General features: G+C 58.2%; 26 protein-coding genes and 1 tRNA gene. 13 read left to right on the forward strand and 14 right to left on the reverse strand.

All coding sequences use genetic code 11. The annotated features are described in order from the left end of the window. Nucleotides 1-276: 276 nt before the first annotated feature. The 8 genes from AC244Q_RS06995 to dhaL (AC244Q_RS07030) all read left to right on the forward strand — a co-directional run bounded on the left by AC244Q_RS06995 (nt 277) and on the right by dhaL (AC244Q_RS07030) (nt 9,377). On the forward strand, nt 277-1,755 hold the full coding sequence (locus AC244Q_RS06995; RefSeq protein ID WP_113545999.1) for a sugar ABC transporter ATP-binding protein: 1,479 nt from the start codon (nt 277-279) through the stop codon (nt 1,753-1,755). Between the two features lie 43 nt (nt 1,756-1,798). Beyond that, nucleotides 1,799-2,803, forward strand: a complete 1,005-nt coding sequence (locus AC244Q_RS07000; protein ID WP_011651405.1) for an ABC transporter permease — start codon at nt 1,799-1,801, stop codon at nt 2,801-2,803. Between the two features lie 88 nt (nt 2,804-2,891). Continuing rightward, on the forward strand, nt 2,892-3,878 hold the full coding sequence (locus tag AC244Q_RS07005) for a substrate-binding domain-containing protein (protein ID WP_128407356.1): 987 nt from the start codon (nt 2,892-2,894) through the stop codon (nt 3,876-3,878). A gap of 58 nt (nt 3,879-3,936) precedes the next feature. Continuing rightward, the gene (locus tag AC244Q_RS07010) at nt 3,937-4,707 is read left to right on the forward strand and encodes an SDR family oxidoreductase (protein WP_113545953.1); all 771 of its coding nucleotides are present in this window, start codon (nt 3,937-3,939) and stop codon (nt 4,705-4,707) included. A 22-nt stretch (nt 4,708-4,729) separates the two neighbouring features. Next, nucleotides 4,730-5,725 (forward strand): dihydroxyacetone kinase subunit DhaK, encoded by a 996-nt coding sequence (locus tag AC244Q_RS07015; protein WP_128407357.1) that lies wholly within the window; start codon nt 4,730-4,732, stop codon nt 5,723-5,725. 15 nt (nt 5,726-5,740) lie between these two features. Next, the gene (dhaL, locus tag AC244Q_RS07020) at nt 5,741-6,391 is read left to right on the forward strand and encodes a dihydroxyacetone kinase subunit DhaL (protein ID WP_128407358.1); all 651 of its coding nucleotides are present in this window, start codon (nt 5,741-5,743) and stop codon (nt 6,389-6,391) included. 156 nt (nt 6,392-6,547) lie between these two features. Continuing rightward, entirely contained in the window at nt 6,548-8,650 is a 2,103-nt protein-coding gene (locus tag AC244Q_RS07025) for a bifunctional sugar-binding transcriptional regulator/dihydroxyacetone kinase subunit DhaK (protein WP_128407359.1), read from the forward strand. Nucleotides 8,651-8,711: 61 nt separating this feature from the next. Further along, complete coding sequence (dhaL, locus tag AC244Q_RS07030; protein ID WP_012757004.1) at nt 8,712-9,377, forward strand: dihydroxyacetone kinase subunit DhaL; 666 nt, start codon at nt 8,712-8,714, stop codon at nt 9,375-9,377. Between the two features lie 59 nt (nt 9,378-9,436). Here dhaL (AC244Q_RS07030) and AC244Q_RS07035 read toward each other — a convergent pair whose 3' ends face one another. From AC244Q_RS07035 to AC244Q_RS07045, 3 genes are read right to left on the reverse strand one after another with little or no spacing between them, the layout of a single operon-like run. Beyond that, a complete protein-coding gene (locus AC244Q_RS07035; protein WP_017993641.1) occupies nt 9,437-10,465 on the reverse strand; it encodes an alpha/beta hydrolase family protein in 1,029 nt (342 codons plus the stop codon). Nucleotides 10,466-10,499: 34 nt separating this feature from the next. Next, nucleotides 10,500-11,015 carry a hypothetical protein gene (locus AC244Q_RS07040; RefSeq protein ID WP_128407360.1) on the reverse strand — a complete coding sequence of 172 codons (516 nt, stop codon included), beginning with the start codon at nt 11,013-11,015 and terminating at the stop codon, nt 10,500-10,502. Between the two features lie 4 nt (nt 11,016-11,019). Further along, the gene (locus AC244Q_RS07045; protein WP_017993642.1) at nt 11,020-11,793 is read right to left on the reverse strand and encodes an NAD kinase; all 774 of its coding nucleotides are present in this window, start codon (nt 11,791-11,793) and stop codon (nt 11,020-11,022) included. Nucleotides 11,794-11,951: 158 nt separating this feature from the next. Between AC244Q_RS07045 and AC244Q_RS07050 the strand changes: the two genes are divergently transcribed. The 3 genes from AC244Q_RS07050 to AC244Q_RS07060 all read left to right on the forward strand — a co-directional run bounded on the left by AC244Q_RS07050 (nt 11,952) and on the right by AC244Q_RS07060 (nt 12,895). Then, nucleotides 11,952-12,027, forward strand: a tRNA-Thr gene (locus AC244Q_RS07050). A gap of 148 nt (nt 12,028-12,175) precedes the next feature. Then, nucleotides 12,176-12,682 carry a GNAT family protein gene (locus AC244Q_RS07055; protein WP_128407361.1) on the forward strand — a complete coding sequence of 169 codons (507 nt, stop codon included), beginning with the start codon at nt 12,176-12,178 and terminating at the stop codon, nt 12,680-12,682. A gap of 9 nt (nt 12,683-12,691) precedes the next feature. Next, nucleotides 12,692-12,895 carry a hypothetical protein gene (locus tag AC244Q_RS07060; RefSeq protein WP_128407362.1) on the forward strand — a complete coding sequence of 68 codons (204 nt, stop codon included), beginning with the start codon at nt 12,692-12,694 and terminating at the stop codon, nt 12,893-12,895. Nucleotides 12,896-13,090: 195 nt separating this feature from the next. On the opposite strand, the gene AC244Q_RS07065 is transcribed toward AC244Q_RS07060, so the two are convergent. Then, on the reverse strand, nt 13,091-13,963 hold the full coding sequence (locus AC244Q_RS07065; RefSeq protein WP_128407363.1) for a hypothetical protein: 873 nt from the start codon (nt 13,961-13,963) through the stop codon (nt 13,091-13,093). 128 nt (nt 13,964-14,091) lie between these two features. Between AC244Q_RS07065 and AC244Q_RS07070 the strand changes: the two genes are divergently transcribed. Further along, nucleotides 14,092-14,358: a spike base protein, RCAP_Rcc01079 family gene (locus AC244Q_RS07070; protein ID WP_128407364.1), complete on the forward strand. Its 267-nt coding sequence runs from the start codon at nt 14,092-14,094 to the stop codon at nt 14,356-14,358. On the opposite strand, the gene AC244Q_RS07075 is transcribed toward AC244Q_RS07070, so the two are convergent. The 10 genes from AC244Q_RS07075 to AC244Q_RS07120 all read right to left on the reverse strand — a co-directional run bounded on the left by AC244Q_RS07075 (nt 14,355) and on the right by AC244Q_RS07120 (nt 22,480). After that, nucleotides 14,355-14,603 carry a hypothetical protein gene (locus AC244Q_RS07075; protein ID WP_128407365.1) on the reverse strand — a complete coding sequence of 83 codons (249 nt, stop codon included), beginning with the start codon at nt 14,601-14,603 and terminating at the stop codon, nt 14,355-14,357. The genes AC244Q_RS07070 and AC244Q_RS07075 overlap by 4 nt on opposite strands. 286 nt (nt 14,604-14,889) lie before the next feature. After that, entirely contained in the window at nt 14,890-15,309 is a 420-nt protein-coding gene (locus AC244Q_RS07080; RefSeq protein ID WP_128407366.1) for a hypothetical protein, read from the reverse strand. Continuing rightward, nucleotides 15,306-15,794 (reverse strand): hypothetical protein, encoded by a 489-nt coding sequence (locus tag AC244Q_RS07085; protein ID WP_128407367.1) that lies wholly within the window; start codon nt 15,792-15,794, stop codon nt 15,306-15,308. The genes AC244Q_RS07080 and AC244Q_RS07085 overlap by 4 nt, the downstream gene beginning before the upstream one ends. A gap of 117 nt (nt 15,795-15,911) precedes the next feature. Beyond that, a complete protein-coding gene (locus AC244Q_RS07090) occupies nt 15,912-17,360 on the reverse strand; it encodes a hypothetical protein (RefSeq protein WP_245460590.1) in 1,449 nt (482 codons plus the stop codon). A 277-nt stretch (nt 17,361-17,637) separates the two neighbouring features. Next, on the reverse strand, nt 17,638-18,051 hold the full coding sequence (locus AC244Q_RS07095) for a hypothetical protein (RefSeq protein WP_128407368.1): 414 nt from the start codon (nt 18,049-18,051) through the stop codon (nt 17,638-17,640). Nucleotides 18,052-18,572: 521 nt separating this feature from the next. Then, nucleotides 18,573-19,964, reverse strand: coding sequence for a primase-helicase family protein (locus AC244Q_RS07100; protein WP_128407369.1), 1,392 nt, complete (start codon nt 19,962-19,964; stop codon nt 18,573-18,575). Further along, on the reverse strand, nt 19,957-20,256 hold the full coding sequence (locus AC244Q_RS07105; protein WP_128407370.1) for a hypothetical protein: 300 nt from the start codon (nt 20,254-20,256) through the stop codon (nt 19,957-19,959). The genes AC244Q_RS07100 and AC244Q_RS07105 overlap by 8 nt, the downstream gene beginning before the upstream one ends. A gap of 295 nt (nt 20,257-20,551) precedes the next feature. Next, entirely contained in the window at nt 20,552-20,758 is a 207-nt protein-coding gene (locus AC244Q_RS07110; protein WP_128407371.1) for a hypothetical protein, read from the reverse strand. After that, on the reverse strand, nt 20,755-20,970 hold the full coding sequence (locus tag AC244Q_RS07115; protein WP_164902350.1) for a helix-turn-helix domain-containing protein: 216 nt from the start codon (nt 20,968-20,970) through the stop codon (nt 20,755-20,757). Before AC244Q_RS07115 ends, AC244Q_RS07110 begins: the two co-directional genes overlap by 4 nt. A gap of 307 nt (nt 20,971-21,277) precedes the next feature. Beyond that, a complete protein-coding gene (locus tag AC244Q_RS07120; RefSeq protein WP_128407373.1) occupies nt 21,278-22,480 on the reverse strand; it encodes a tyrosine-type recombinase/integrase in 1,203 nt (400 codons plus the stop codon). A gap of 454 nt (nt 22,481-22,934) precedes the next feature. Here AC244Q_RS07120 and AC244Q_RS07125 point away from each other — a divergent pair, with 454 nt between their 5' ends. Next, nucleotides 22,935-23,354, forward strand: coding sequence for a hypothetical protein (locus tag AC244Q_RS07125; protein ID WP_206641110.1), 420 nt, complete (start codon nt 22,935-22,937; stop codon nt 23,352-23,354). Nucleotides 23,355-23,364 lie beyond the last annotated feature (10 nt).

Here is a 23,364-nt window from a genome sequence, read left to right on the forward strand (position 1 = left end):
GCTTTTTTGTTTTGGAAGGCTGGCAAGTCCGGCGCGCTTCAGCGGCTCGATCGTCGAGGCGATCATAGCTCTGGTTCGGCGTAAGAACTTATCGTTTCACCTCGAGACGATGGCGGAAGGTCCGCTGAGCCGCCCTCGCATTTATATGTTCGACACTGACTTGACATTTGTCGAGTCGATGTCGAATAATGTCATTGTCGATATCGGGGCTGGAGATCACCGATGTCGATCGGCTCCCGCCAATCGGTTGCCGGTGCATGTGTGGAGGAGAAAAGGGTGGAGCTTTTGCTGGATGTGGAAGGGCTGAAGAAGTCCTTTGGTGGTGTCGCGGCATTGCGCGACGGCCGCTTCGAACTTCGCGCCGGCTCGGTCCACGCACTTTGCGGCGGCAACGGCGCAGGCAAGTCGACCTTTCTCAAGATCCTCATGGGTATCCATAATCGCGATGCTGGCTCGATCCGCCGTCGTGGCAAGGACGTAGACTTTGCCAGCCCCGCCGACGCGCTCGCCTCCGGCATTGCCATCATCGAGCAGGAGTTGAGCCCGGTTCCGCACATGACGGTAGCGGAAAACATCTATCTCGGCCGCGAGCCCTCGACACGTTTCGGCGGTATCGATTTCCGGACGATGAACCGCTCCGCCCAAGGGCTTCTCGACGATCTCGAATTCGATATCCGCGCCACCCAGTACATGATGAACCTCTCCGTTGCGCAGATGCAGCTCGTCGAGATCGCCAAGGCGCTAAGCCACGATGCCGAGGTCATCTTCATGGACGAGCCAACCTCGGCAATCGGTGAGAAAGAGGCTCAGCAGCTCTTCGCGGCCATCCGGCGCCTGAAGGGGCAGGGACGCGGCATCGTCTATGTCTCGCACCGGCTTTCGGAAATCTTCCAGATCGCCGATTCCTATACCGTGTTTCGCGACGGTGCCTATGTCGGCAGCGGAGACCTCAAGCAGATCAGCCGTCCTGATCTCATCCGGATGATCGTTGGCCGGGAACTGGCCGAGGAATATGTCAAGACCAATACGCCGACATCCGAAACCGGCCTCGAGGTTACGGCGCTGAGTTGCCCGAACAAGATCGAGGACATTTCCTTCTCCGCCCGCAAGGGCGAGATCTTCGGCATCTACGGGCTGATGGGCTCGGGCCGAACCGAGATCTTCAATTGCCTTTTTGGCCTCGAAAAATCCTCCGACGGCAGGATCGTCGTCGATGGTGCCCGCATCTCCGTGTCGAAGCCGGCGGATGCGATGGCAAATGGCCTGGCGCTGGTGACGGAGGATCGCAAGCTGACGGGCCTCAATCTCTCCGACTCCGTTCGCGCCAACATCTGTATGGCAAGCTTACCGGAGATGAGCCCTTCCTTTGCCATGAGCCGCCGTCGCGAGGCCGAGGCCAGTCGTCGGATCCAGGCGCAATTTCAGATCAAGGCCGCCCGTGACACCATGCCGATCTCGGGCCTGTCAGGCGGCAATCAGCAGAAAGTGGTGCTCGGAAAATGGTTCCTGCGCAATCCGAAGGTGCTGCTCCTCGATGAGCCGACACGTGGCGTCGATGTCGGCGCCAAGCGCGAAATCTACCGCATCATCTGTGATTTTGCCGCGGCCGGCGGAACGGTCGTGATGATCTCATCGGAAATCGACGAAGTTCTGGGCATGTCGGACCGTATCATGGTGATGCGCGCCGGTAGGAGCGCGGGAATTTACAGCCGGGAGGAAACGGATGCCCAATCACTCGTCCACCTATCGACCTGATCAGGATCAGGTCATCCTTACGGCGCCAGAGGAGCGAGCAAGAGTGTCAGAGAGCGATGATAGCAATGCCGGCGGCTGGTTCAGTTCGGATCGGCGGCGGCTGTTGATACAGGAATACGGTATCTTTCTCGCTTTTCTGCTTCTCGTGGTGGTCCTTTCGTTCTCGAACGAGTTCTTCCTGACCGGCGGCAATATTTCCAATGTGCTCCTGCAGACTTCGATCAACGGCGTGCTTGCCATCGGCATGACCTTCGTGATCCTGACGCGCGGCATCGATCTTTCGGTCGGCTCCGTCGTGGCGCTTGCCGGCATTGTCAGCGCCAGCTTCTCGACGACCTCCGCTACGGCGGCGATCGCCGGTGCGCCCTATCCGGTGGCCATCGGACTTGCGGTCGGCATCCTGGTTGGCGTTGCCTGCGGCGCGATTTCAGGGGCGATCGTCTCGCGATTTTCCGTTCCGGCCTTCGTCGCCACTCTTGGCATGCTTTCGGCCGCGCGCGGCTTGACGCTGATCTATGGCGGCGGTCGCCCCGTTCCCGCGCTGACGCCGGCCTTCCGGTGGATCGGCACCGGCGACGTCTTCGGCATTCCGGCCCCCGTCATCATTCTCGCCGTCGTTTTCGCGGCTTCGTGGTGGATACTCAGCCGGACGCGCTTCGGCCGCTACATCTATGCCGTCGGAGGCAATCCGCATGCGGCAAAGACCTCCGGTATCGACATCGGCCGCATTCGTTTCACTGTCTATGTCATTTCCGGCGGTCTTGCCGGTCTTGCCGGCATGCTGCTCAGCGCCCGGACGGGATCGGCCCTGCCGCAGGCGGGCATTGCCTATGAGCTGGACGCGATTGCGGCGGTCGTCATCGGCGGCACTAGTCTGTCGGGTGGTGTCGGCCGGGTGACGGGCACGCTGATCGGTGCGCTCATCATCGGCGTCATGAACAACGGCCTCGATCTGATGGGGATCCAATCCTACTACCAGCAGGTCCTGAAAGGTGCCCTGATCGTCGGCGCTGTGATGCTCGACCAGAAGCGAACTTACGGGGCCTGAGCCCCATCGGAAACCGTGCCGGCCCTTGCCGGCCTGTTGCAGAGGCGAGCCATGTCGGCCGCTAAAACTTAAAGTGGAGGAGATTGAGATGAGAAAGCTTATGATTGCGCTCGCTTCGGCGACTGCTTTGCTGGCCTCGTCGGCCGTGGCCCAGGAAAAGATCAAGATCGGGGCAGCCCCTTACGGCCTCAATGCGGAGTTCATGCAGATCTGGGCGGCGGCGATGCAGGAGCACCCGGCCGTCAAGAGCGGGGAGGTCGAGCTGACTGTTTTCGACGGTCGCTATGACGCGTTGGTTCAGCAGGATCAGTTCAAGACGATGGTCACGCAGAAATACAATGCGATCATCTTTGCACCGATCGACGTCGATGCAGGCGCAGCAGCCGTACAGTCGGCGGTGAATGCCGGCATTCCGGTGATCGGTTCGAACACCCGCGTCAATTCCGACCTGCTGACCTCCTATGTCGGTTCCGACGATACCATCTCGGGCTACATGGAAGCCAAGACCGTCCTCGACAAGCTCGGCTGCAAGGGCAATGTCGTCATCCTCGAAGGCCCGGTCGGTCAGTCCGCACAGATCTCGCGCCTGGAAGGCAATAAGAAGGCGCTCGCCGAATGCCCTGACGTGAAGGTCCTCGAAGACCAGACGGCGAACTGGTCACGTGCCGAAGCGCAGACGCTGATGGAGAACTGGCTGACCGCGCATCCGAAACAGATCAACGGCGTGATCGGCCAGAACGACGAGATGGCGCTCGGCGCCATCGAGGCGATCAAGGCTGCGGGGCTCGACGAGAAGAGCTTTGCGATCGCGGGCATCGACGGCATCACCGACGCTCTTCGCGCCGTCAAGGCCGGCGAGATGACGTCGATCCTGCAGGACGCACGTGCACAGGCTCAGGGCGCTCTCGACCTGGCCATCTTCCACGCCAAGAAGGGCGACTACAAGCCGCAGTCCGATATCTGGGCGACCTACGAGGATATGCCGTGGAACGACGGCAAGGACAAGAACTACAATGTGCCGTGGACGCCGGTGACGGCCGACAATGTCGACAAGCTGCTCGCAACACGTAAATAATCCATTGTGTGGGGCGGGTGCGCCCGCCCCATTTCTCAGACAAGCCGGGAAAAGATCCATGACCGATTCAAAACAGATTGATCTGAATTTTTCGCTGGGCGGCAAGGTCGCCCTGGTAACGGGCGGCGCCTCCGGCATCGGCGATGCCATCGCATCGGCATTTGCCGCCAAGGGCGCGGTCGTCGGCGTGATCGACATCAATGAAACGGTCGCGAAATCCAAGGCCGACGCCCTCGGAAATGGCGCGAAATCCTTCGTCTGCGACGTTTCCAACCCGCAATCGGTGGAAGCCGTCATCGCTGCGGCGCAGGCGGCCTTTGCCCATATCGATATCGTCGTCAACAGCGCCGGTGTCGCCATGCTCGCCCCCGCCGAGGATCTCACCCTGGAGGCCTGGGACAGAACCATAGACATCAATCTCAAGGGAACGTTCCTCGTCTGTCAGGCTGTAGGCCGGGTCATGCTCAAGGCGGGCAGCGGCGGCAGGATCATCAATATCGCCTCGCAGGCCGGCACGGTCGCCATCGATCAGCACGTGGCTTATTGCGCCTCCAAATTCGGCGTCATCGGTCTTTCCAAGACGCTCGCCGCCGAGTGGGGAAAACACGGCATAACCGTCAATACGATTTCGCCGACAGTGGTTCTGACCGATCTCGGAAGAAAGGCCTGGGATAACCTGCGCGGAGAGGAGCTGAAGAAGCGCATCCCGACGGGACGCTTCGCCTATCCCGAGGAGATCGCTGCGGCGGCGGTGTTTCTGGCATCGAGCGGCGCCGAGATGATCAACGGCGCGGATCTTCTGATCGATGGCGGCTATACCATTGTCTGACACGCGGAAAACAGGAGGAACCATGCAGCGGTTTATCAACAATCCGGACGAGGTCGTCGAGGATACGGTCAAGGGCTTCGTCAAGGCGCATACCGATATGGTCAGGCTCGGCAACGGCAATCCGCGCGTCATCGTTGCGCGCCATGCGCCCGTCGCGGGCAAGGTCGGGGTCATCACCGGCGGTGGCTCCGGCCATGAGCCCGCCTTTATCGGCTATACCGGACGCAACATGCTGGATGCCGTCGCGGTGGGTGAGCTGTTTTCGTCGCCGACGGCCAAGAGTTTTCTCGATGCCGCGCGCGAAGCCAATGGCGGCAACGGCGTCGTCTGCCTCTACGGCAATTATGCCGGTGACAACATGAACGTGAAGATGGCGATCAAGCTTGCCGCCAAGGAGGGCATCACGATCGCGACCGTCGTCGCCAATGACGATGTATGTTCGGCCGGACCGGACGAGCGCGAGAAGCGACGTGGCGTCGCCGGCGAGATATTCATGTGGAAATGCGCAGGCGCCAAAGCGGAGCAGGGGGCGAGCCTCGAGGAAGTGCAGGCGACAGCGCAAAGGGCGATCGACAATTGCCGCTCCATCGGCATCGGCCTCGGTCCCTGCACGCTGCCCGCCGTTGGGCATCCCAACTTCCAGATTGCGCCGGGCACGATGGAAGTCGGCATTGGCCATCACGGCGAGCCGGGGGTCCGGGTCGAGCCGCTGAAGCCTGCCGCCGAGGTCGCACGCGAAATGGCCAGGATCGTTCTGGACGATCACGGCCTGGCATCGGGAACCGAAGTGGCCGTCATCGTCTCCGGCCTCGGCGCGACGCCCTTGAACGAGCTTTATATCCTTCACGACACGATCGAAACCGAGATTACCGGGCGCGGACTGAAAATCTACAAGACCTATATCGGAAATTACTTCACCTCGTTGGAAATGGTCGGTGCGACGCTGACCGTCATGGCGCTTGACGACGAGTTGAAGACGCTACTCGACGTCGATGTCCACTGCCCGGCAATGCCTTGATGGGAGACCAAGCGAATGCAGCAATTTGACAACGCTTCCTCAGGCGACATCGTTTTCTCGCTCGCGGATCGGATCATCGAGAATCGCGCTTATCTCAGCGAGATTGACGGCAAGATCGGCGATGGCGATCACGGGGTTAACATGGCCAAGGGATTTGGCATGGCAGCCGAACGGATCAAGGGCGCAGACATGTCGCTCGCCGAAGCTCTCGACACGCTCGGCACGGTGCTGATGACGGAAATCGGCGGGTCCATGGGGCCGCTCTACGGCGTCATGTTCATTCAGTTCGCTGAAACGATCGAAAAGGCTGCGCAGATCGATGCGGGGATGTTCAGCGCAATGCTGCACAATGGTCTTGAAGGTATTCAGGCGATCGGGTCCGCAAAAGTGGGCGACAAGACCCTTCTCGATGCGCTCGTGCCCGCCATAGAGGCGTTCGATCTGGCCAATAGCGACGGAAAGTCGTTTGCGGAATCGCTGAATATTCTCGTTTCGGCGGCGGAGGCCGGCCGGGACAGCACCCGTGATCTGGTGGCCAGGATCGGCCGGGCAAGCAGGCTCGGCGAACGTTCGCTTGGCGTTCTGGATGCGGGCGCCACTTCCTGCGCGCTGATCCTCCAGTCGCTCGCGCTTGGCGTCGAGGCAAGGCTTCGGCCATCCGCATAAAAACAGCGGGTTTTGGTGAGAGCCCCGTGATCCTCCCGAGCATCACCTTTCCGGCTGCGTTGGCGGCCGGAAATCATTGTGCGGAGAATGTTGAAAACCGGAGCCTTTACGCTCATCTTCGCGGGCGATTTGAACATCGCAGGGAAACCAGGAAGCATGACCGTCAAGACATCATCAGCGCGGAAGAACGGTAGCGTGCGAAACAGCGCTGACGATGCGTCGGAACCCATCCCGCTGCGGTTTGGCGATGATCCCTATGTCTGGGCCTGCTGGCTCTATTATGAGGACGGCATGACGCAGGGCGACATTGCCGATACCATGGGAATTTCGCGGGCAACTGTGAACAGCTATCTCGCCGATGCGCGCGCCCGCGGTATCGTCAATATCTCCATCGAGCCGTCACGCCTGAGTTCGCTGACGATTGCTCAGGAGTTGAAACGGCATTTCGGTCTGCAGGACTGTCTCGTCGTTCCGAGCGACGACAATACTCGCCCGCTCATCGACCGTCTCGGGCGCGCAGGCGCTCAAGCGCTGCAGAGGCTTGTGAAATCCGGTGATACGCTGGCCGTCGTCTGGGGCCGCACGGTCATGGCGGTCGGTGAGCAGACCTCGATAAGTGGCCTGCAGGACGTCACCGTGGTCCAGGCAACCGGCGGAACCAGTGCGACATTCGCCTATACACCCGAACTTTGCGCAGCCGCCTTTGCCGATGCCGTGGACGCGCGGCTGATCAATATCGCAGCTCCGGCAATCGTATCCGCTCCCGATGTCCGCAATATCCTGTTGCGCGAGCCATTGATCGAAAGTCAGTTCGAGGCGCTTTCACACGCCAACAAGGTGATTTTCGGTATCGCCTCCATGCGCCCGAATTCGACCATCCATACCAGCGGATTCTTCGAATCGGTATCGTTGCAGCAATATCTGGCAAAGGATGCCGCAGGCATCGTCGCCGGACGTTTCATCGACGGGCAGGGCCGCCCGGTCGCGGGGCCGCTTGACGACCGCACGATCGGAATATCACTCGACATGCTGAAGAAGATCGGTCTGCGTATCGCTGTCGCCGGCGGTTTCGACAAGGTGCCGGCAATCCTCGCAGCCCTTCGCGGCGGCTATGTCAACGTGCTGATCACCGACGCCGCGACGGGTCGCGGCATCCTGCATGCGGACGGTGTGACGGAGGTCGACCAGAAGCTTTTACAGCGCCCGAGGGTCGAAATTGGCACGCCGCCGTCAGCGACCGGTTTTCGCACTCACATCAAGAAATTTCTGAACAACCCCGACGAGGTCGTCGAGGAAATGCTCTATGGCGCAGTGAAGGCGCACGCTGCCTATCTCGCGCCGGTCGACAGTTCTCGCCGTGCGCTCGTTGCCCGGACGGGACCGCGCGCCGGCAAGGTCGGTCTTGTGATCGGCGGCGGCACGGGACACGAGCCTGCGTTCTTCGGCTATGTCGGGAAGGGGCTTGCCGATGCCGTTGCTGTCGGCAATATCTTCTCGTCTCCGCCTCCCGGCCCGATCCTTCAATGCACCAGGGCGGCGTCCGGCGGAGAGGGTGTGCTTTTCGTCTACGGCAACTATGCCGGCGACGTCATGAATTTCGAGATGGCAGCCGAGATGGCTGCGGAGGAAAACATCGCGGTCCGTACGGTCGTGACGACGGACGACATCGCCTCATCGCCGCTGGAAGACAGGGAGGGCCGGCGCGGCGTCGCCGGCAATTTCTTCATCTTCAAGGTCGCCGGAGCGGCCTGCGACCGCGGCCTGTCGCTTGCCGCCTGCGAAACGGCGACGCGCAAGGCCAACGCACGGACATTTACGATGGGCGTTGCATTGGAACCGTGCTCGCTTCCCCAGACCCGTCGCCACAACTTTGAAATTGGCCCCGACGACATCGAGATCGGCATGGGCATCCATGGTGAACCCGGCGTCATTCGCGAAAAGATGATGACAGCCGATGAAATCACCGATCGGGTGATGGATCGCATATTCGCGGAAATGAAGCCGGCATCGGGCGACCGCGTCGCAGTATTGGTCAATTCCTTCGGCGCAACGCCGCTGATGGAGCTCTATATTCTCTTCCGACGTGTCGAGCAGCGGCTGAGTGCGAAAGGCATCGCGATAGAGGCGAATTGGGTGGGACACTATTGCACCTCGCTCGACATGGTCGGTGCATCCATATCGATCTTGCACCTCGATCAGGAATTGACGGAGTTGTTGCATCATCCTTGCGATACCGCGTTCCTGCGGGTCGCGAACTGAAGGTATAAGCGATGCGCCCGGCTGACACGGGCCGCATCCTGCTCGAACTGGGAGGATCATGATGTCGGAAAGCGCGGCGCGCCACCTTAGCAGGATGTTTCATCGCATCTCCGTTGCGATCACGGCGGAGAAGGACCGTCTCTCGGATCTGGACGGGGCTATCGGCGACGCCGATCATGGAATCACCATGGTGCTCGGCTTCACGGCGGTGAACGGGGAACTCGCAAAACTCGACCTCGATCACATGCTTCCATCAGAGGTGTTCACGTCGGCGGCGACAGCCTTTCTGAATGCCGTCGGTGCATCCACGGGACCGCTTTACGCCACGGCATTTCGCAGGGCTGCCCAGGTCCTGAAAGAGGACCAACACCTTTCAACCGCCGATCAGGCGGCGATCGTCGAGGCGATGACGGCCGGCATCAGGGAGCGTGGAAAGGGCCAGCGCGGCGACAAGACGATGCTCGATGCCTGGATCCCCGCGACCGAAGCCGCCGTCACTGCGCGGGCGCGGGCGGCCGGAAGCCTCGAAATGTGGACCAGCATATTGGAGGCGGCCGAAACCGGTGCGAATTCGACCCGTTCCATGGTTGCAACTCGGGGAAGAGCGGCCCGGCTCGGCGAAAGGTCGCTCGGACATATCGATCCAGGCGCGGCCTCGGCAGTCATCATCCTTCGCGCGATGAAGGAAACCTTCGCCGGTGACACTGTGAAAGAGCAGGATCGGTGACAGCATTTGCATGCAGGGTCATCTGCGCGGAGCAAATGCGTCTTACCGCCGGGGGCTCCTCAATTCGTCGTCTTTTCCGCGATGATGCCGCTGTCTTGAAACAGCGCTGCCGACAGATCGGCAATCTCTTCATGAACGGCTGCGCGCTCGATGCCCGGGGGATCGGTAAAGAGTTCTGCCGCAAAGGCAAGGCCGAGCGCCGTGCCCTCTGGCACGAAGACATAATGCCCAAGGCCGCCGCCGAAGATTTTAAGGACGCTGCGCCGCAGCCGCGCATGTAGCCACGACGAACATTCTTCGGCCGGTGCTGCCTTGTCGGCATCACCGACCAGGATAAGGGCGGGCGCATCGACAGCGTTCAGGCTTTCCTCGCTGAAACCGAGAACGGACCGACCCGGCGCGCAGATGAGGGCGGCCCTGATTCTGTCATCTCGGTAGGACTTCGACATCCGGGACCACGAATCGCGAAACACATCGCTGGTGCGCAGCAATGCCGGGATATGATCGGCAAGGTCGGGAAATTCTCTCGGTCCGCGCGCGCCACCCGGCTTCATCCTCGATGGTTCGAACTGCGAGAACTGGGCGATAGCGCCAAGCAGCAGCATCACGCCATAGGCTCCGGCCGAAAATCCGGCTGCGAAGACACTGTTCGTATCGATATGGCCTGAGAGATCGCTGAGCCACGCATCCCTGTGGTCGAGCATGTAGCTGAGATCAGGCGCCCGCTCCCAGAGGCAGGCAAAGCCTTCAGCGCGATAGGGCTCGATGCCGGTGTTGCCGTGATGGCTGACGCCGAGCGCGGCAAATCCGCGATCGACCAGGCGTCGCGCCAGCCACTCCAGCCCGGCCGCGGATCCGCCGGTGCCATGCGACAACAGGACAAGGGGATAGGGCCTGGCCTCCGGCCGGATGGGTGCATCGCGGGCGACGGCCGCTTTCTGGAACCAGCTTCTTTCCGGTATATCGCTTTTCCGCGCGTCATCGGCGGCGGGGTACCAGAGGGACCAACTGATGGGTCTGGGTCCGGCGGCGTCCCAGTCCGACCTCTTCTCGTCGTAGAGGACGCCGTCGCGAAAGCCCAGTTTCATCTCTTGGATGCCCCCCTGAACAATTCCCAGCCGTTCAATTCGTCGCCTTCTCAACGGTGATGTCGCCGAATTCGTCGATCAGCACGGTCCAGCCATCCGGCTCCGCGGCGGGGTCGGTCTTCAGATAGACCGTGGCGAAAAGCCCCGGCTCCTTGATGATGCCGTTCGAATTCTCGGGGCGGATGTCGGTCACGTAAGGCTTCAGGTCGCTGAATTCCTGCAACTCGATGGTCGAGGCGATCGCCGGGCCGGTCTCGGTCTGGGCAACCTGCTGCAGATAGACCTTCGAGGTCCTGTCCGGTTGGCGCACGGCAAAGAGCTTGTAGTAGCCGTGGCGCTGCCCGGCCTTTCCCTCGGGATTGGCGACGCTCTCGGCGCCCGTCGGCACCCGCTCGACATCAGGTGCATTGCCGTCGTCTTCCCAGTAGCCGGTGCTGGTCGCGAAAATCACCGATGCCGGCAGGATGGCATCCTGCGCCGGCGCGGCCTCGGCTGTGACGCTCCATCCAGCAAGCAGGAGGCTGGTCATCAATATCCGTCGCATTGCCATCGTCTCAATCCTTGAACTGCTCGGCGAGAATACGATCGGACCAGGAGCGGTCGGGATCAGAAAGGATGCGCGCCGTCACATGCTCCGACTGGGCGATGCGGATATGCAGCACCGACTTGACCTCGGTATTGTCGGCCACCGCATTCACCGGCCGCTTCTCCGGCTCGAGAATGTCGATATCGACGGTCACCTTGTTCGGCAGCAGAGCGCCCCTCCAGCGCCGCGGCCTGAAAGCGCTGACCGGCGTCATGGCGAGCAGCGGCGCCTCGAGCGGCAGGATCGGGCCATGGGCGGAAAGATTATAAGCCGTCGATCCGGCAGGTGTCGCCACCATCAGCCCGTCGCAGATCAGTTCTTCCAGACGCACGCGCCCGTCCACCATGACCCTCAGATTCGCGGCTTGATAGGACTGGCGAAAAAGATAGACTTCGTTGATGGCGAGCGCTGTCGAGTTGGTGCCATCGGCGTTTGCCGTCGTCATCTGCAATGGCCGGAAGACGTTTTCGACGGCGACGCAGATTCGCTCCTGAAGCCGGTCTGTACGATAGTCGTTCATCAGGAAGCCGACCGAGCCGCGATTCATGCCGTAAACCAGCTTGCCGGAGTTCATGGTGTTGTGCAGCGTCTGCAGCATGAAACCGTCGCCACCGAGCGCGACGATGACGTCGGCTTCGTCAGCCGGTACGTCACCATAGAGGCCAATCAACTCCTCACGCGCGGCAAGCGCCTCCGTCGTCGGTGAGGCGAGAAAGGAAAGCGTCTGAAATGAACGGCCCATGCAATGCCCTTTTTGATGCTGCCCTAGCTAAAGGATAAAGGCCTTGCGCGACAAGGACGTTTTCTATCGCCAAGCGTTTTGAGCTGCAGCCGACCAGTCCACGCAGACACGGATTTCCCCTTTACAGAATCATAGAATCTGCTAGTTGGGCAATTATTGCCCTTGTAGCTCAGTTGGTAGAGCACCTGATTTGTAATCAGGGGGTCCCGGGTTCGAACCCTGGCGGGGGCACCAAATATCTTCATAAAATCAATAACTTATTGCGCGTTCGCTTTGCGGCGATGGCGCGCTGTCGATCTCAAGTCCGCACAGTGTCAGCAAAAAATCCTGTAGGAATCGCTTGTCTCCCTATGCCAGATTGTGGATGGAAACAGGGGGAGACATGCAAACAATCACGAAACCACCGGCGCAATTCTCACAAGACGACAAAGAAGCATTTGCCGATCTTGTTTCTACTGCCGGTCAGGTCGACGTTCACGGCCTAGCCGGACGCATTGAACGAGCAAATTTGCTTACAATGATGTGGGACGGAGACGTGTTGATCGGCACAAACGCGATCAAAAATAACCCGGCTCACGCAGATAGTGTCTTCCGTAATGCGGGTGTGCCTGAACAATCGAAACGGTATGCGTCGGAACTCGGTTGGCTTACAGTCCATCTGGATTATCGTAGGCGTGGCCTTTCACACGACCTGATGGAAGACGCACTATCGAAGATCGACACTAGTTTATTCGCAACATCCAGATTGACACTCCCACGCGTTCATAGGCTTCTGCAGGACTATGATTTTAAAGTGATAGGGAAGGACTACAAGTCCGATGACGGATCGCGGACGTTGAAGGTCTTCGTTCGAAATGCACCAACGAAGCTGATAGCGATCAAAGCGTGAGGCAGTGACATGAGCAAGTTTCATTTGGGCGACCGTGTCAAAGTGCGATCGGGCGCGGAGGCCAAGTACCACGACCGGTTGAAGCTCATTGGCGAAGTTGTGGAAGTGGATGAACTCCCGGCCTTTGGTCCGGCAATAAGGATTAAATGGCCGGACAGGGATCAACCCGAACCTGCCTTCGAGAGCGCGTCGCTTTTTGAGAGGATTGAATAGAGTGAGTGATCTAAACGCAGATGTTATGGAGCGAGTCCACAAAGCAATTGAGGCTGCTAGGGCAGCGTGTTTTGCGGTTGAGACTCGAACGCCCAATCAGGTCGGAAACGTAACATTAGAAAAACCCGATAGAATTTCGGTGAGTGTGCAGATCGAGGGCGCTACGATTACTCTGGAGTTGCCGCTAACACACACCTAGAAATCGTCGGTTACCGTGGTTGTTGCAATATCGTCGTCTTGCCCGTTCGGCAGTGATGGTTCTATTTCGGGAGTAGCCTTCGGCACCAGTTGAACCCCGGCCTTAATCGCAACATCGAAAGCGGCTTGCCAAATCGCTGCACCAATGGAACGGACACAGAGGCAAATCTGCTTAAGGTCGGATTTTGCGATTACCAGTTCTTCCCCGGCGTGAAATTGAGAAACGCCCAAGTCAACGCGTACGCGCACAACAGCGCCTTCCGTGAAATGGTACCCGAACAACGCGTCGCCCGACACGACATTCCCGTTTGGCTCGACGGCCTCGATGATGAGGGTGAGCCATTTGAGGGAAAAAATGCCGGTTACCGGATCGACATCTTTCGTTCCTACCAAGCCTCGCCTGTGTGCATAGCAATTTCGAGCTTGATTCAAGGATTGCAAGATTTCCAGTTGCTCGTTGGAAACATCTACAAGCTTCTGAAGTTCAAGCGCTTGAGCACTCAAGCCTAAGCGTTCGAACCGACTAGGCGCAACAAGCGTTTTATCGGTGAGCGGCCCTCTGATTTGATGTACGACGTGAAGCGCGTTGTACACACGCGTGAGAAATAGTTGAAAAGTTTCCAGCAACTCCCGTAGGCCCGCTGCTCTTATCCATTTTCCAAACTCCACTCCAACTGCATCACGCTCTTCGGCCGTCAGTTCCTCCTTCACCAGCTCGATTTTCGGCCCTTGATGGGCTAGGACGTGAGAGATTGCAGGCTGATGCTCTGAGGCGTTCAAACCCAAACCCATAAAGACATCTGCACGACGAACGCCGTTTTCCAGAAGCGCGAATATCGTGTCAAAATCTATGTGAACGTGTTGAGCCATAAAGCGAAGCGTAATGTCTGCGCGTGCAAATTACCAGTGACCACAACCTCACTCAACCTCAGGCGACTCGATATCCAATGCCCGTGATCGTGAGTACCATCGCCTCAACCAAATGAGGACTCATAGACATGGGCATTCTTGCCGAACAGCTTAAAAACCAAAAGGAAGCGCAAGTTCCGCAAGGGATCGTTTCCATCACGCCTTCCGACACCACCAAGCTTGCAAGGCCGATCCGCGCTTTTATGGTCACGGGTCCCGGTGATGTCTCGCTTCTCATGAATGACGGTACTGCGGGTGTCTATCCCGGTTGCGTGGCGGGTACGCAGTACATGGGTAAGATTCTCCGGATCAACACGACCGGAACCACGGCGACTGGTATCAAAGGTTTGCTTTAGCCTATCTGCCTGATGACCTCTTGACGAAGCCAAATCCGATACCGCACGCCCCATTCGACCTGGGGCGTTTCTTTCTCTTTCGATCGTGCCCAATCGCGGCAACTGCGAACTGCTTCTCTCGCTTCGGACAAACTAAAACCGAAACGTTCGGCTATCGCTTCGAGCCCGTAAGAATCTGCCAGCATAAGAATCGTCCGGCGCTGACGGTCATTTAAAAGCTGCTCTTGTCTCTGGCGTTTTGCCATTCTTCACTTTCACCAATTGAAAACGGCACCGCCCGAAGACGCTGTAGGTTCATCTTCGGGCGGATCAATCGCGGCGACGGTCGAAACGCTCAGATCGCGGCGATGATTGGTGGCGGCGGGAAACTGTTCAGGACACCCCGCCGGCTGACGGCGCGCAAAAGGGCGAACGCGCCGGCAATGAGAAAGAGCAAGTCGAGCGGGCCTTCCCGGCTTGCTGAAAACGTCAATCGACAATCGGGCTCATCGCAAAACGGCCTGTACCCTCGATTGACGCCGGACTACTGGTCTAGTTCCGGTTTGCCTCAGCGAAACGGCGCTTTACGGCTTCTTCTTCGTCGCGGTTGTACGCGTCAGCCACAGCGTCAGGATCGTCTTCCATCAGCTTTTGCGCTGCTTTCCCGATGCTGACGGCGTGGCGTTCCGCGTAAGATTTCGTCAGCCGTTCGTAATGGGTTTCGTTGCTCATGTTATGGGGTTCCTCATCGTGGGATTTGGTGATGGCTTCGCCACGGATCGCAGCGAGCAATCTGGATATCAGCAACTTCCCTTCCGGGCTCACTTCACACGGATTGAATGTCGCCGGAGGCGTAACGACCGGGTCGGCTGATTTCATGATGGTCACGACCGCCCCGGACTGCGCGGGGATCGTCACGCCGCTTATTTCCCGGAGCGTCAGGTTCTTCACGATCTTCCGTTCCGGCTTCATGCGGACTTACCTTTGCGCGTCGGTTTCGCATCGGTCAGATCGAACACCTGAAGGAACTTCAAATCATGCTCGGTCAGGCTGAGACCACCGCGAACAGGCATTCTCAGGTAATAGCCAACGCCGGAATGTGTGATGGCGCTGCTCGGTGCCGAGTTGTGTTCGAAGACGTTACCCGCACCCCACTTTTCAGGGGCGATGCGGCGAATTTCGCGTGCAAGCTCGACACGGGCGCGAAGATGTTCGGAAGCTTCAGCAAGAAGCTTGTCGATCGCAGCGGTGTGGACCATCAATTGCCGCGCGGATGCGTCCGCTTCGGCGTGTCGTTCCGCCCGGTTCGCTGCCTGCTCAGCTTCGCGCTTCTCGGCTGCGATGCGTTCAGCTTCTTCTTGCTGATCCAGGAGAAGCTTTTGTTGCGCTTCGTAGAAGCTTTTCAACTTCTCAAGCTCAGCCCGGATATTTTCAGGGTTGGCAATCGTCGTGCCCATGTATTAATCTGCCATTTCTGTTTCGCTGACAGTCAATATAGCCACCGGATAACCCATTGCATACGGGTGCGCCCGGTGGCTTTGCTGTGTCTATAGTTGACACCCGACAACAGTTGTTCAGTAATAATCGACCAGAGGAATCAACTGTGGTGCGGCGAGCATCGGCTTGGCTTGCCAATCGCGCTTCAGGATCGCCGCCACAACACCCGCCACGCTATTGGCTACGTCGTCGTGAGCATTGGGGGCGTGGCTGATCAGTTCACGACCGCCACGGCTCAGACGACGTTCTAGCCCGACAAGCTGTTGCTTCAACGTTTCGTCATCGAGCAACGCGACTTGTCCAGAATTGACGGCGGGCACCAGCGCCGCGAAAAATTCGGAAGCCGTCATGGGCGCGCTTTTAGGTTCGATTCCAGCCTTGCGCCACGCCGCGCGGTTCCACTCGGAAGCATAGGCGTCCGTTACGACCGTAGAGCAGCGGTATAGCCGCAACAGGTCGGCATAGTCCGCCACCACGCTTTCGGGATTGTACGGGCTTTTCCGCTCCCTGATCAGGTCGATAACCGCCACGCTGTTTTCACGATGGCCAATTGCCAGGGTGAAGCCGTCCGCACCGGAACCGCCGGCCGGGTCGGCATGCGCGAAGTATTGGACGTCAGCGCGGGGCGGTCGTTCAACGACGCCAAGGTCAACGGCAGCTTCGACGGCTTCCAGCGTGAAGAGGTTCGTCACGTCCGAACGGAAGTTGCCGCCATATTCCGCATCTGCAACGGTGGGGTTGCGCTTGTAGGCGCGTGCGATCGCAGCGGGATCGATCGTGCTGTTGAATTCGAGCGACGAACCTTTCGCTACGATCACATGGGAGTCGCCGTCCGGTCCGTGGTGGTTCTTGAATGCATCATAGAGTTCGCCGCGCTTGGCATACGGTGACGATATGCACACAAGCGGGCCGGAATGGTTGCCCGACTGAAGCGACGGTCGCACGGCGTCCAAAATTTGACTGTCGGTGTTCTGCCCGTCCGTGAAATAGAAAGCGACCTCGTCGGCTATTGCCAACGGTGAAGTGATGCCGCGAATAGTCCTGTGATTGGCGGGCCGCACTTCGATATCGCATCGTGTTTTGAGCCTGATCGTTTCGGAATTCGATGTTTCGATCTGCTTCGACAGCAATGGGCTTTCTTCAAGGACCATACAGGCTTGGAACGCCTTCTGTGCCTGAACGGTCGATGCGGCCATGACCGGAATGGTCGCGCGCTCCGACGTAGCGAGATAGGCGCTGTGATCGACGAGCGTCGCAACGTATCCGGCGAGCGTTCCGGCCGCACGGGTCTTGCCTGATCGGCGACCTGCAACCGCGAAGAATTCGGCGGGGATGAAGCCGGGTTCTTGTGGTCGTCCGGTGAACTCGTGATAGATCGCTCGTTCGGCGTCTGACAGTTCCTCGCCCATGAGCGCGATTAGAAGGATGCGCCACGGCTTCCAACTGTCACCGGGCAGGGACGTGCCAAGCAAGCGGGGTTCGTGAAGGGCTTCACGGATCGACACGCGTTTGACGAGTCCGGTCATTGAGCCGCCTGCCTTTCGATGGGAAGTGTGATATTCTTGAGCCGATGTCTTTGCTTCAGGGAGGATCGCAATCGATGATCGAGCGTGGGGAACTGAATAGCGACGAATGGAAATGGCTGGTTCGGCTTTGCCAACACGAAGCCGACTCCATTCCGACCGAGATCGAAAGGCGGTTTGCGGAACTTGGCCTTTCGGGAGCAGGGGGTCTTACCGACGATGCGAGAGGCTTGGTGCAACACGAGTTGTTGGCTGAGCGACGAAACAGACTTCAAGGCCTTCACTGATTGATCACCTTCGCCGCCAGATAAGAGTCTAGGTCGGTGATATCCCTCGCGACCCGTTCCAGCCCTAGCAACTGTGCATCGCGACGACGGGCGTTTGATAGTGTCGTGACTTCAGTGAGGCTGACGGGTTCGCCTTTGAGCCATCGAACGTTGGCATCGTTGATTATCACCGTAGCAATAGCCACAGCGTCGACAAGCGCGAGCTTCAGCGCGGACAGTGCCGTTTCATCGTCGCCGCCCGTCAAGTCGCGTATGATAGCAGACCGGAGCGAACGGGCTTCCTTGGCGGCTTGTGTGCGACCGTCGAGACTATCAATTGTAACGAGACGCAAAGCCGCACCGTTAGACGAGGCTTTTGGGGGCTTTTCGTTTGGTATCATGGCGCTAACACCGGGTAGATTCTGCATGCTTTCCGTCTCGCTTAACTGACACTATGCGGACACGATAAGCGCAGACTATCCCATTGCATAGGAACACCAATGACTTGCAACCATATCGCCTCTGATAATGTATCAGATGCATGGATAATCACGGAGGCGGCGGCATTGATGAAGAAAAAGTCGCGAAGCCGGTCCTTGCAGACGTTCGGTGCAAAACCCCGCCGCTCGCTCAATGTTCAACTCAGAACGGGCGAAACGTGAGGATCATAGCCACGGGCGGGCAAAGTACCCCACCCCCTTGTCCACGCCATGTCCCGTATATTCTCTGAAGATCCTACAAAACACGTAGTACGGGACGTATGTCCTACATTTTATAGATTCTACTGATTGATATATCTAGAAGGGGTAAAGGGGTAAAAATGAGAAGAACCCCTTATTTCACAGAGACTTAAATCGGACCCCTGCCGGTAAAAACATGGGGAGATAGGTGGGGGCGAGGGGAGCCGTCGCAACCGGCACCCCTTCTTGACCACCCCATCTCCATCGACTCAGGAAAGGGGCAACCTTGGCAAGGATGACAGGAAGTCAGGCGGCACAACAGACATTGACAGCATTCCGTTCTTTTCGGCTTCTCGTCTAACCTCCGATGCGCTTCGGTCTTTCCAGTGAATCGCAAGCTGCTTGGTGGCTGCATAGACTGACGTTTTGCCCGCGCCTTTCACTTCGATGCGACGATCACCGGTCTTAACCGGATGCGCTTTCCGACCGATTACGCTTGGCACTCCCACCAGTTTGTCGGGATGAATTTTCCCCTGAAGCAAATTGACGACCTGTTGAGCCACGAAGCAATCGCCCTCAAACCCACCGATCACCGCCATGACCGCTTCTTCAAGATCGGTGACATGGGTTTGCACCATTGCCGCCTTGGCGTCGGTGTCGAGAGGATTGAAGGCGTCGAATGCTGAAACGTCCATCGTCATCAGATATTCGTGAATATCACCGACCGCCAAGGGATCGTTGATGATTGCGTTGATCTGATCGGCGAGCCCTGGCACGTGTCGAAGCTTATCGCCATTTTCGATAACGGTAATTCGGCGATCGTCCGGATCGATGTACATGGCGTCCGGATCGTTGGTGGCTAGAATGGTCGAATAGAAGACACGACGCTTCATTCCCGTGACCCCCTTGCGGGTGACGTTCTTCGAGCTTTCAGCCGGGTCAATGATGTCTTTTATCCGGGTGTAGACGTTCCGATTGTTGACGTGTCGTCCCGGTCCAGATTGTGCCGAGAGTTCGTTGACGCAGACCACAAGAAGCTCTTCCATCCATTCATTGAAAACGGATTGAGAACTTGAACCGGCGAAAAGGTCAAAGCTCATGGTACGGGTGTAGTCCTCACCGAAAAGCCTATCGATCAGCTTGAACAGCGTTCCGCGCCCGGTGCCTTGCGTGTTCGTTGCCAAGAAAAGGACGGCCACCATTCGAGCGGCGGGATTTTGCAGTTTGAACGCCAACCACTTTTGAAACCACACTCTCTCGCCGTCGCCGGGAATTAGATGGCGGATGAAGCGACGCCAGACGTCGACAGCATGCCCATCACCGCGCGTAACGTGAGCGGGCGGGCGGTAGGTGTTTAAGTGCCAACCACCCCGATCGTCCTTGAAGTATCCGACCGGCAAGTCCGGGCGTAGTGCCATGCCTTCAATCTTGTGGGCATTCGAAAGCCACCCTTCGTACAACGAGCGCATGTTGCCAGAATCCGTATTGAACCTGTTCTGGATCATCAGCTTGAAGTTTTGCACGGTCATCGCGTCGTTGGGGCTACGCGCGTTGTAGGGAACGATCGGCTTGTTGCTGGACGGGCAAAACACAAACTGACCCACGAGCCTTTCGACTGGCATTGGTTCAGGCGGCTTGCCGACACCGGGAAGATCAGCCATTGGCAGAGTCCTTCCTGCGATGCATTACGGTGTCTGAAAGTGCTGCGCCCTTCTCACGTCGTGTCCAAACTGCCGAATACGCAGGGTTCAGCGCCGGGGCGCTCTCTTCCGTGCATTCGCCGTCCGCATATGCGACTTCGTTAGACATCAACAGGTCGACGTCCACGCCCGGCTCAACAAAGAAGGTTGTCGTATCTCCTAGATCGGCGAACGTATTCTCCCAGTCACCGAGAAAGAAGCAGTAGGGACGTAGTTCCTTTGCGGTCGCTGGCATTGTCACATGCAGTGCCACCGGCGACTCAGATTCAATCTCGCGAAGGAGCGTAAGGGCAACAGGTAGACGCCGCCGGTATTAGGGTTGGTGAACTCGATTATCCGAACAGAGTCGGGTGCGCCGTGGATAGGGGCGGCGATTTCGAATAGCTTAACGGCCCGTGGAGCCGGGTGGCCTTGAATAGCCGAGGGATCGACATTACTTCGCATTTGAAAGCATTCCTGATTGATGTGAGTGATTGACCCGCTTCCGACGCTCCAAGTCGAAGCGGGTTTTCTTTCTGATTTGCCGCGATTCTCCGGTCCCGACAGGTTCACCGAGCGCGTCTCGCTTCGTTGATCAACTTGACCACGGTCTCAGCGTCTTCCCTTACGAAGATGTAGTTCTCTTCGTTGTTATCCTCTGGACCGTTGATCCGGATCGTTGTTTTCTCTGAGTTCCCGAAAACGAAGTGGATGTGATCGACGTTCACGTAGATGAAGGTGCGGTAGTGTCCGGTAGAGTCCGTCAGCTTGATCATCGCGCGGCACTCCGGCGCGGAGTCGGCAATTGGCGTTCCTGCGCCATGATCCACGTTTGCAACGCCCCTTTCCGGAAATACACACGGTGGCCGATCCGCGTAGAAGGAATGCCGCCCGGAACATCCGTCCATCGATCGAGGGTGCGTGTAGTAATATTCAATGCGCGCGCCGCTTGTTCGCGATCGGCATAGTCTTCTAGAAGATTCAGCATTTGAAATTTCATTCCTAGGTTGCTGAGGTCGACCCTATGTCGTCCCTTGTCCAAGGAAGTAGCAACACTGTCAGGTGATTTCAAGTGATTGTAATTGCTTGCTTTTGTTGACAGGCGGCAACGAAACGAGTTGTTAACAGAGAAAGCGTTTACAAGCCGTTTCACCTTTCTGGTGTTGTCACTTGTCAACCCTAATGGTTGCAATGGCTTAGTCAAATTCCAACCCAAACCGTACTTTTTCAAAAAAAAAATGAAAAAGCCCGCCGAGCGAACCGGGCGGGCCTAAGGACAACTCATAAGGCGCTTCCTAGTCTCCGACGACTTTCAGCTTCCGAGCATTGACGATGTTACCGACATGTTCCGTCGCCTTGCGAAGAGGATCGACGTCAATGTGCGCATAACGATGCGTGGTTGCGGCTTGGGTATGTCCAAGCAATCGACCGATCAAAGGCAGTGACATGCCTTCAGCGACCAAGAACGATGCATAAGAATGACGCAAGTCGTGGATATGCAGGTCAGGCAGTTTTGCAGCCTTCAGAACCGCCGCCCACTGAGTTTTAACGTTCGATCGATAGCCGCGATGTTCCTTCACATCCGCTTTTGTAGAGGTGAAATGTGAGGGGAAGACGTACTCTCCCCTTTCGTCTCCCGCCGCCGCGTGAAGCTCAGACAGCAGTTGCCGAGCCGGAGCCGATAGCGGCACTTTATGAACCTTCTTCTGTTTCGTGTGGTGGGATGGTTTGGTCCACGTTCCATCGGACAAGTCAAACATTGTCCACGTGGCGGCAAGGACTTCTGTCTTCCGCGCACCTGTCAGCAATATTAGCCGGAAGATGTTTGCCGCCTGTTTGTCAGCTAGGCCGTCCAACGCCTCAAGGAGGCGATCAAGTTCCCTCGCATCCAAGAACCGCTCCCGCTTCGTCTCGTCGTTCTTTTCGACGCCCTTCGTCGGGTTCGCGATCGCCCATCCGAGCTTCACGGCTTCGCTGAACATCTTCGACATGACGGCCATCGTCCGATTGGCGGTCGTCGCCTTGCCCTGCCTTGTGACCTTCCTGTGAACGGTCACGGCGTCCGCATATTCGATTTCAGCGACAGGGCGGTGCTTCAGCGCCGGCCGGATATAGGTGTCGATGATGTGGCGATAGTCACGGGCGGTGGCGTCGCGCTTCTTTGGCAGGTGTTCCGCGATAAATGTGTCGCACAGATCATTGACTGTCACAGCCTCGCGTCGTGCTTCCTTCTCCCCAAGCGGATCACGTCCGCTATCTACCATTCGTTTTAGCCGCGCGGCTTCATCCCGCGCCGCCGTGGTTTTCCAGATGTCGAATGATCCGATCGTAATCCGGCGCTCCCGCTTTCCAACTCGGTAGTTGAAGATGAAGGAGCGTGCACCCGCTGCCGTCACACGGATGCCAAAGCCCTTAACTTCACTGTCGTAATGAACCTTGTTGCCGCTCGGAGGAGCCGCAAGGTCCTTTACATCCTTATCAGTCAGTCTCTGAGCCATATCCCTCGGTTCCCGTGTCCGCACTGTGTCCGTCAACTTGAAGACACTTCAGCGTCCACTGTCTTCCACTGTCTTCTGATTATGTCAACAAACTTTCCTTAGTTTCCAGGTGTTACAGCTGTGGACACAATCAAATTGGCTGGATTTCATGGGTTGTTGAAAATGCCATGAACAAAATTTGTAATCAGGGGGTCCCGGGTTCGAACCCTGGCGGGGGCACCAGCCTACGCTCCGTGAGCTTCGGCTCGGCGAGCCGAAGAGAGCAGCTAAGCGGAGGCTGTCGCGTCGTAGTTCCGTCAGGAACGAAGGCGGACTGGTTCCAGAATGCTCTGGTTGGCTGCACCATCTTTCCCCTACGATACCGCCTTCTAAACCGTAGCCTGGGTTCGACGTTGCTTCGATCGATCGCACCAGCAGACTTTTCAGACAGCACGTATCGTTTGATGAACCGCGCGTGAAGGGCTGCTTCACCGCCAATTCAGCCGCGTCCGCTTATCTTCGCCTCATCATCAACGAGGAAACAGCCATGAAGCTCGCACATCTCTTTCTCGCCGCAACCATTTCCGTCGGTGCGGCTTTCGCGTCTGTGGCACCGGCCGCCGCCATGCCGGCCGAGCGGCCGACGGTGTCGACGCAGGGCGATATCGTTCAAATTCGTGATGGCTGGCGAGGTGATCGCGACCGTGATGACCGTGGCTGGCGAGGCGATCGCGGCCGTGACAACCGTGGCTGGCGCGATGGGCGCGATTGGCGCCGATCCGACTGGCGCGATGATCGCCGTCACTCGCGGCGGTGGCGTGCCGAGCGTTGGCAGGAGCGTCGCGACTGGCGCCATCGCGATCGCGGTATGCCGTTCTGGCTCTACCGCAGCTGACAATAATGGC

Source organism: Rhizobium sp. CB2179, assembly GCF_057653455.1.

Bases quoted from the DNA above. Each gene is read 5' to 3' on its own strand.
- AC244Q_RS07005 (WP_128407356.1), top strand. From the start codon at position 2,892: ATGAGAAAGCTTATGATTGCGCTCGCTTCGGCGACTGCTTTGCTGGCC.
- AC244Q_RS07010 (WP_113545953.1), top strand. From the start codon at position 3,937: ATGACCGATTCAAAACAGATTGATCTGAATTTTTCGCTGGGCGGCAAG.
- AC244Q_RS07015 (WP_128407357.1), top strand. From the start codon at position 4,730: ATGCAGCGGTTTATCAACAATCCGGACGAGGTCGTCGAGGATACGGTC.
- dhaL (WP_128407358.1), top strand. From the start codon at position 5,741: ATGCAGCAATTTGACAACGCTTCCTCAGGCGACATCGTTTTCTCGCTC.
- AC244Q_RS07025 (WP_128407359.1), top strand. From the start codon at position 6,548: ATGACCGTCAAGACATCATCAGCGCGGAAGAACGGTAGCGTGCGAAAC.
- dhaL (WP_012757004.1), top strand. From the start codon at position 8,712: ATGTCGGAAAGCGCGGCGCGCCACCTTAGCAGGATGTTTCATCGCATC.
- AC244Q_RS07035 (WP_017993641.1), bottom strand. From the start codon at position 10,465: ATGAAACTGGGCTTTCGCGACGGCGTCCTCTACGACGAGAAGAGGTCG.
- AC244Q_RS07040 (WP_128407360.1), bottom strand. From the start codon at position 11,015: ATGGCAATGCGACGGATATTGATGACCAGCCTCCTGCTTGCTGGATGG.
- AC244Q_RS07045 (WP_017993642.1), bottom strand. From the start codon at position 11,793: ATGGGCCGTTCATTTCAGACGCTTTCCTTTCTCGCCTCACCGACGACG.
- AC244Q_RS07055 (WP_128407361.1), top strand. From the start codon at position 12,176: ATGCAAACAATCACGAAACCACCGGCGCAATTCTCACAAGACGACAAA.
- AC244Q_RS07060 (WP_128407362.1), top strand. From the start codon at position 12,692: ATGAGCAAGTTTCATTTGGGCGACCGTGTCAAAGTGCGATCGGGCGCG.
- AC244Q_RS07065 (WP_128407363.1), bottom strand. From the start codon at position 13,963: ATGGCTCAACACGTTCACATAGATTTTGACACGATATTCGCGCTTCTG.
- AC244Q_RS07070 (WP_128407364.1), top strand. From the start codon at position 14,092: ATGGGCATTCTTGCCGAACAGCTTAAAAACCAAAAGGAAGCGCAAGTT.
- AC244Q_RS07075 (WP_128407365.1), bottom strand. From the start codon at position 14,603: ATGGCAAAACGCCAGAGACAAGAGCAGCTTTTAAATGACCGTCAGCGC.
- AC244Q_RS07080 (WP_128407366.1), bottom strand. From the start codon at position 15,309: ATGAAGCCGGAACGGAAGATCGTGAAGAACCTGACGCTCCGGGAAATA.
- AC244Q_RS07085 (WP_128407367.1), bottom strand. From the start codon at position 15,794: ATGGGCACGACGATTGCCAACCCTGAAAATATCCGGGCTGAGCTTGAG.
- AC244Q_RS07090 (WP_245460590.1), bottom strand. From the start codon at position 17,360: ATGACCGGACTCGTCAAACGCGTGTCGATCCGTGAAGCCCTTCACGAA.
- AC244Q_RS07095 (WP_128407368.1), bottom strand. From the start codon at position 18,051: ATGCAGAATCTACCCGGTGTTAGCGCCATGATACCAAACGAAAAGCCC.
- AC244Q_RS07100 (WP_128407369.1), bottom strand. From the start codon at position 19,964: ATGGCTGATCTTCCCGGTGTCGGCAAGCCGCCTGAACCAATGCCAGTC.
- AC244Q_RS07110 (WP_128407371.1), bottom strand. From the start codon at position 20,758: ATGATCAAGCTGACGGACTCTACCGGACACTACCGCACCTTCATCTAC.
- AC244Q_RS07115 (WP_164902350.1), bottom strand. From the start codon at position 20,970: ATGCTGAATCTTCTAGAAGACTATGCCGATCGCGAACAAGCGGCGCGC.
- AC244Q_RS07120 (WP_128407373.1), bottom strand. From the start codon at position 22,480: ATGGCTCAGAGACTGACTGATAAGGATGTAAAGGACCTTGCGGCTCCT.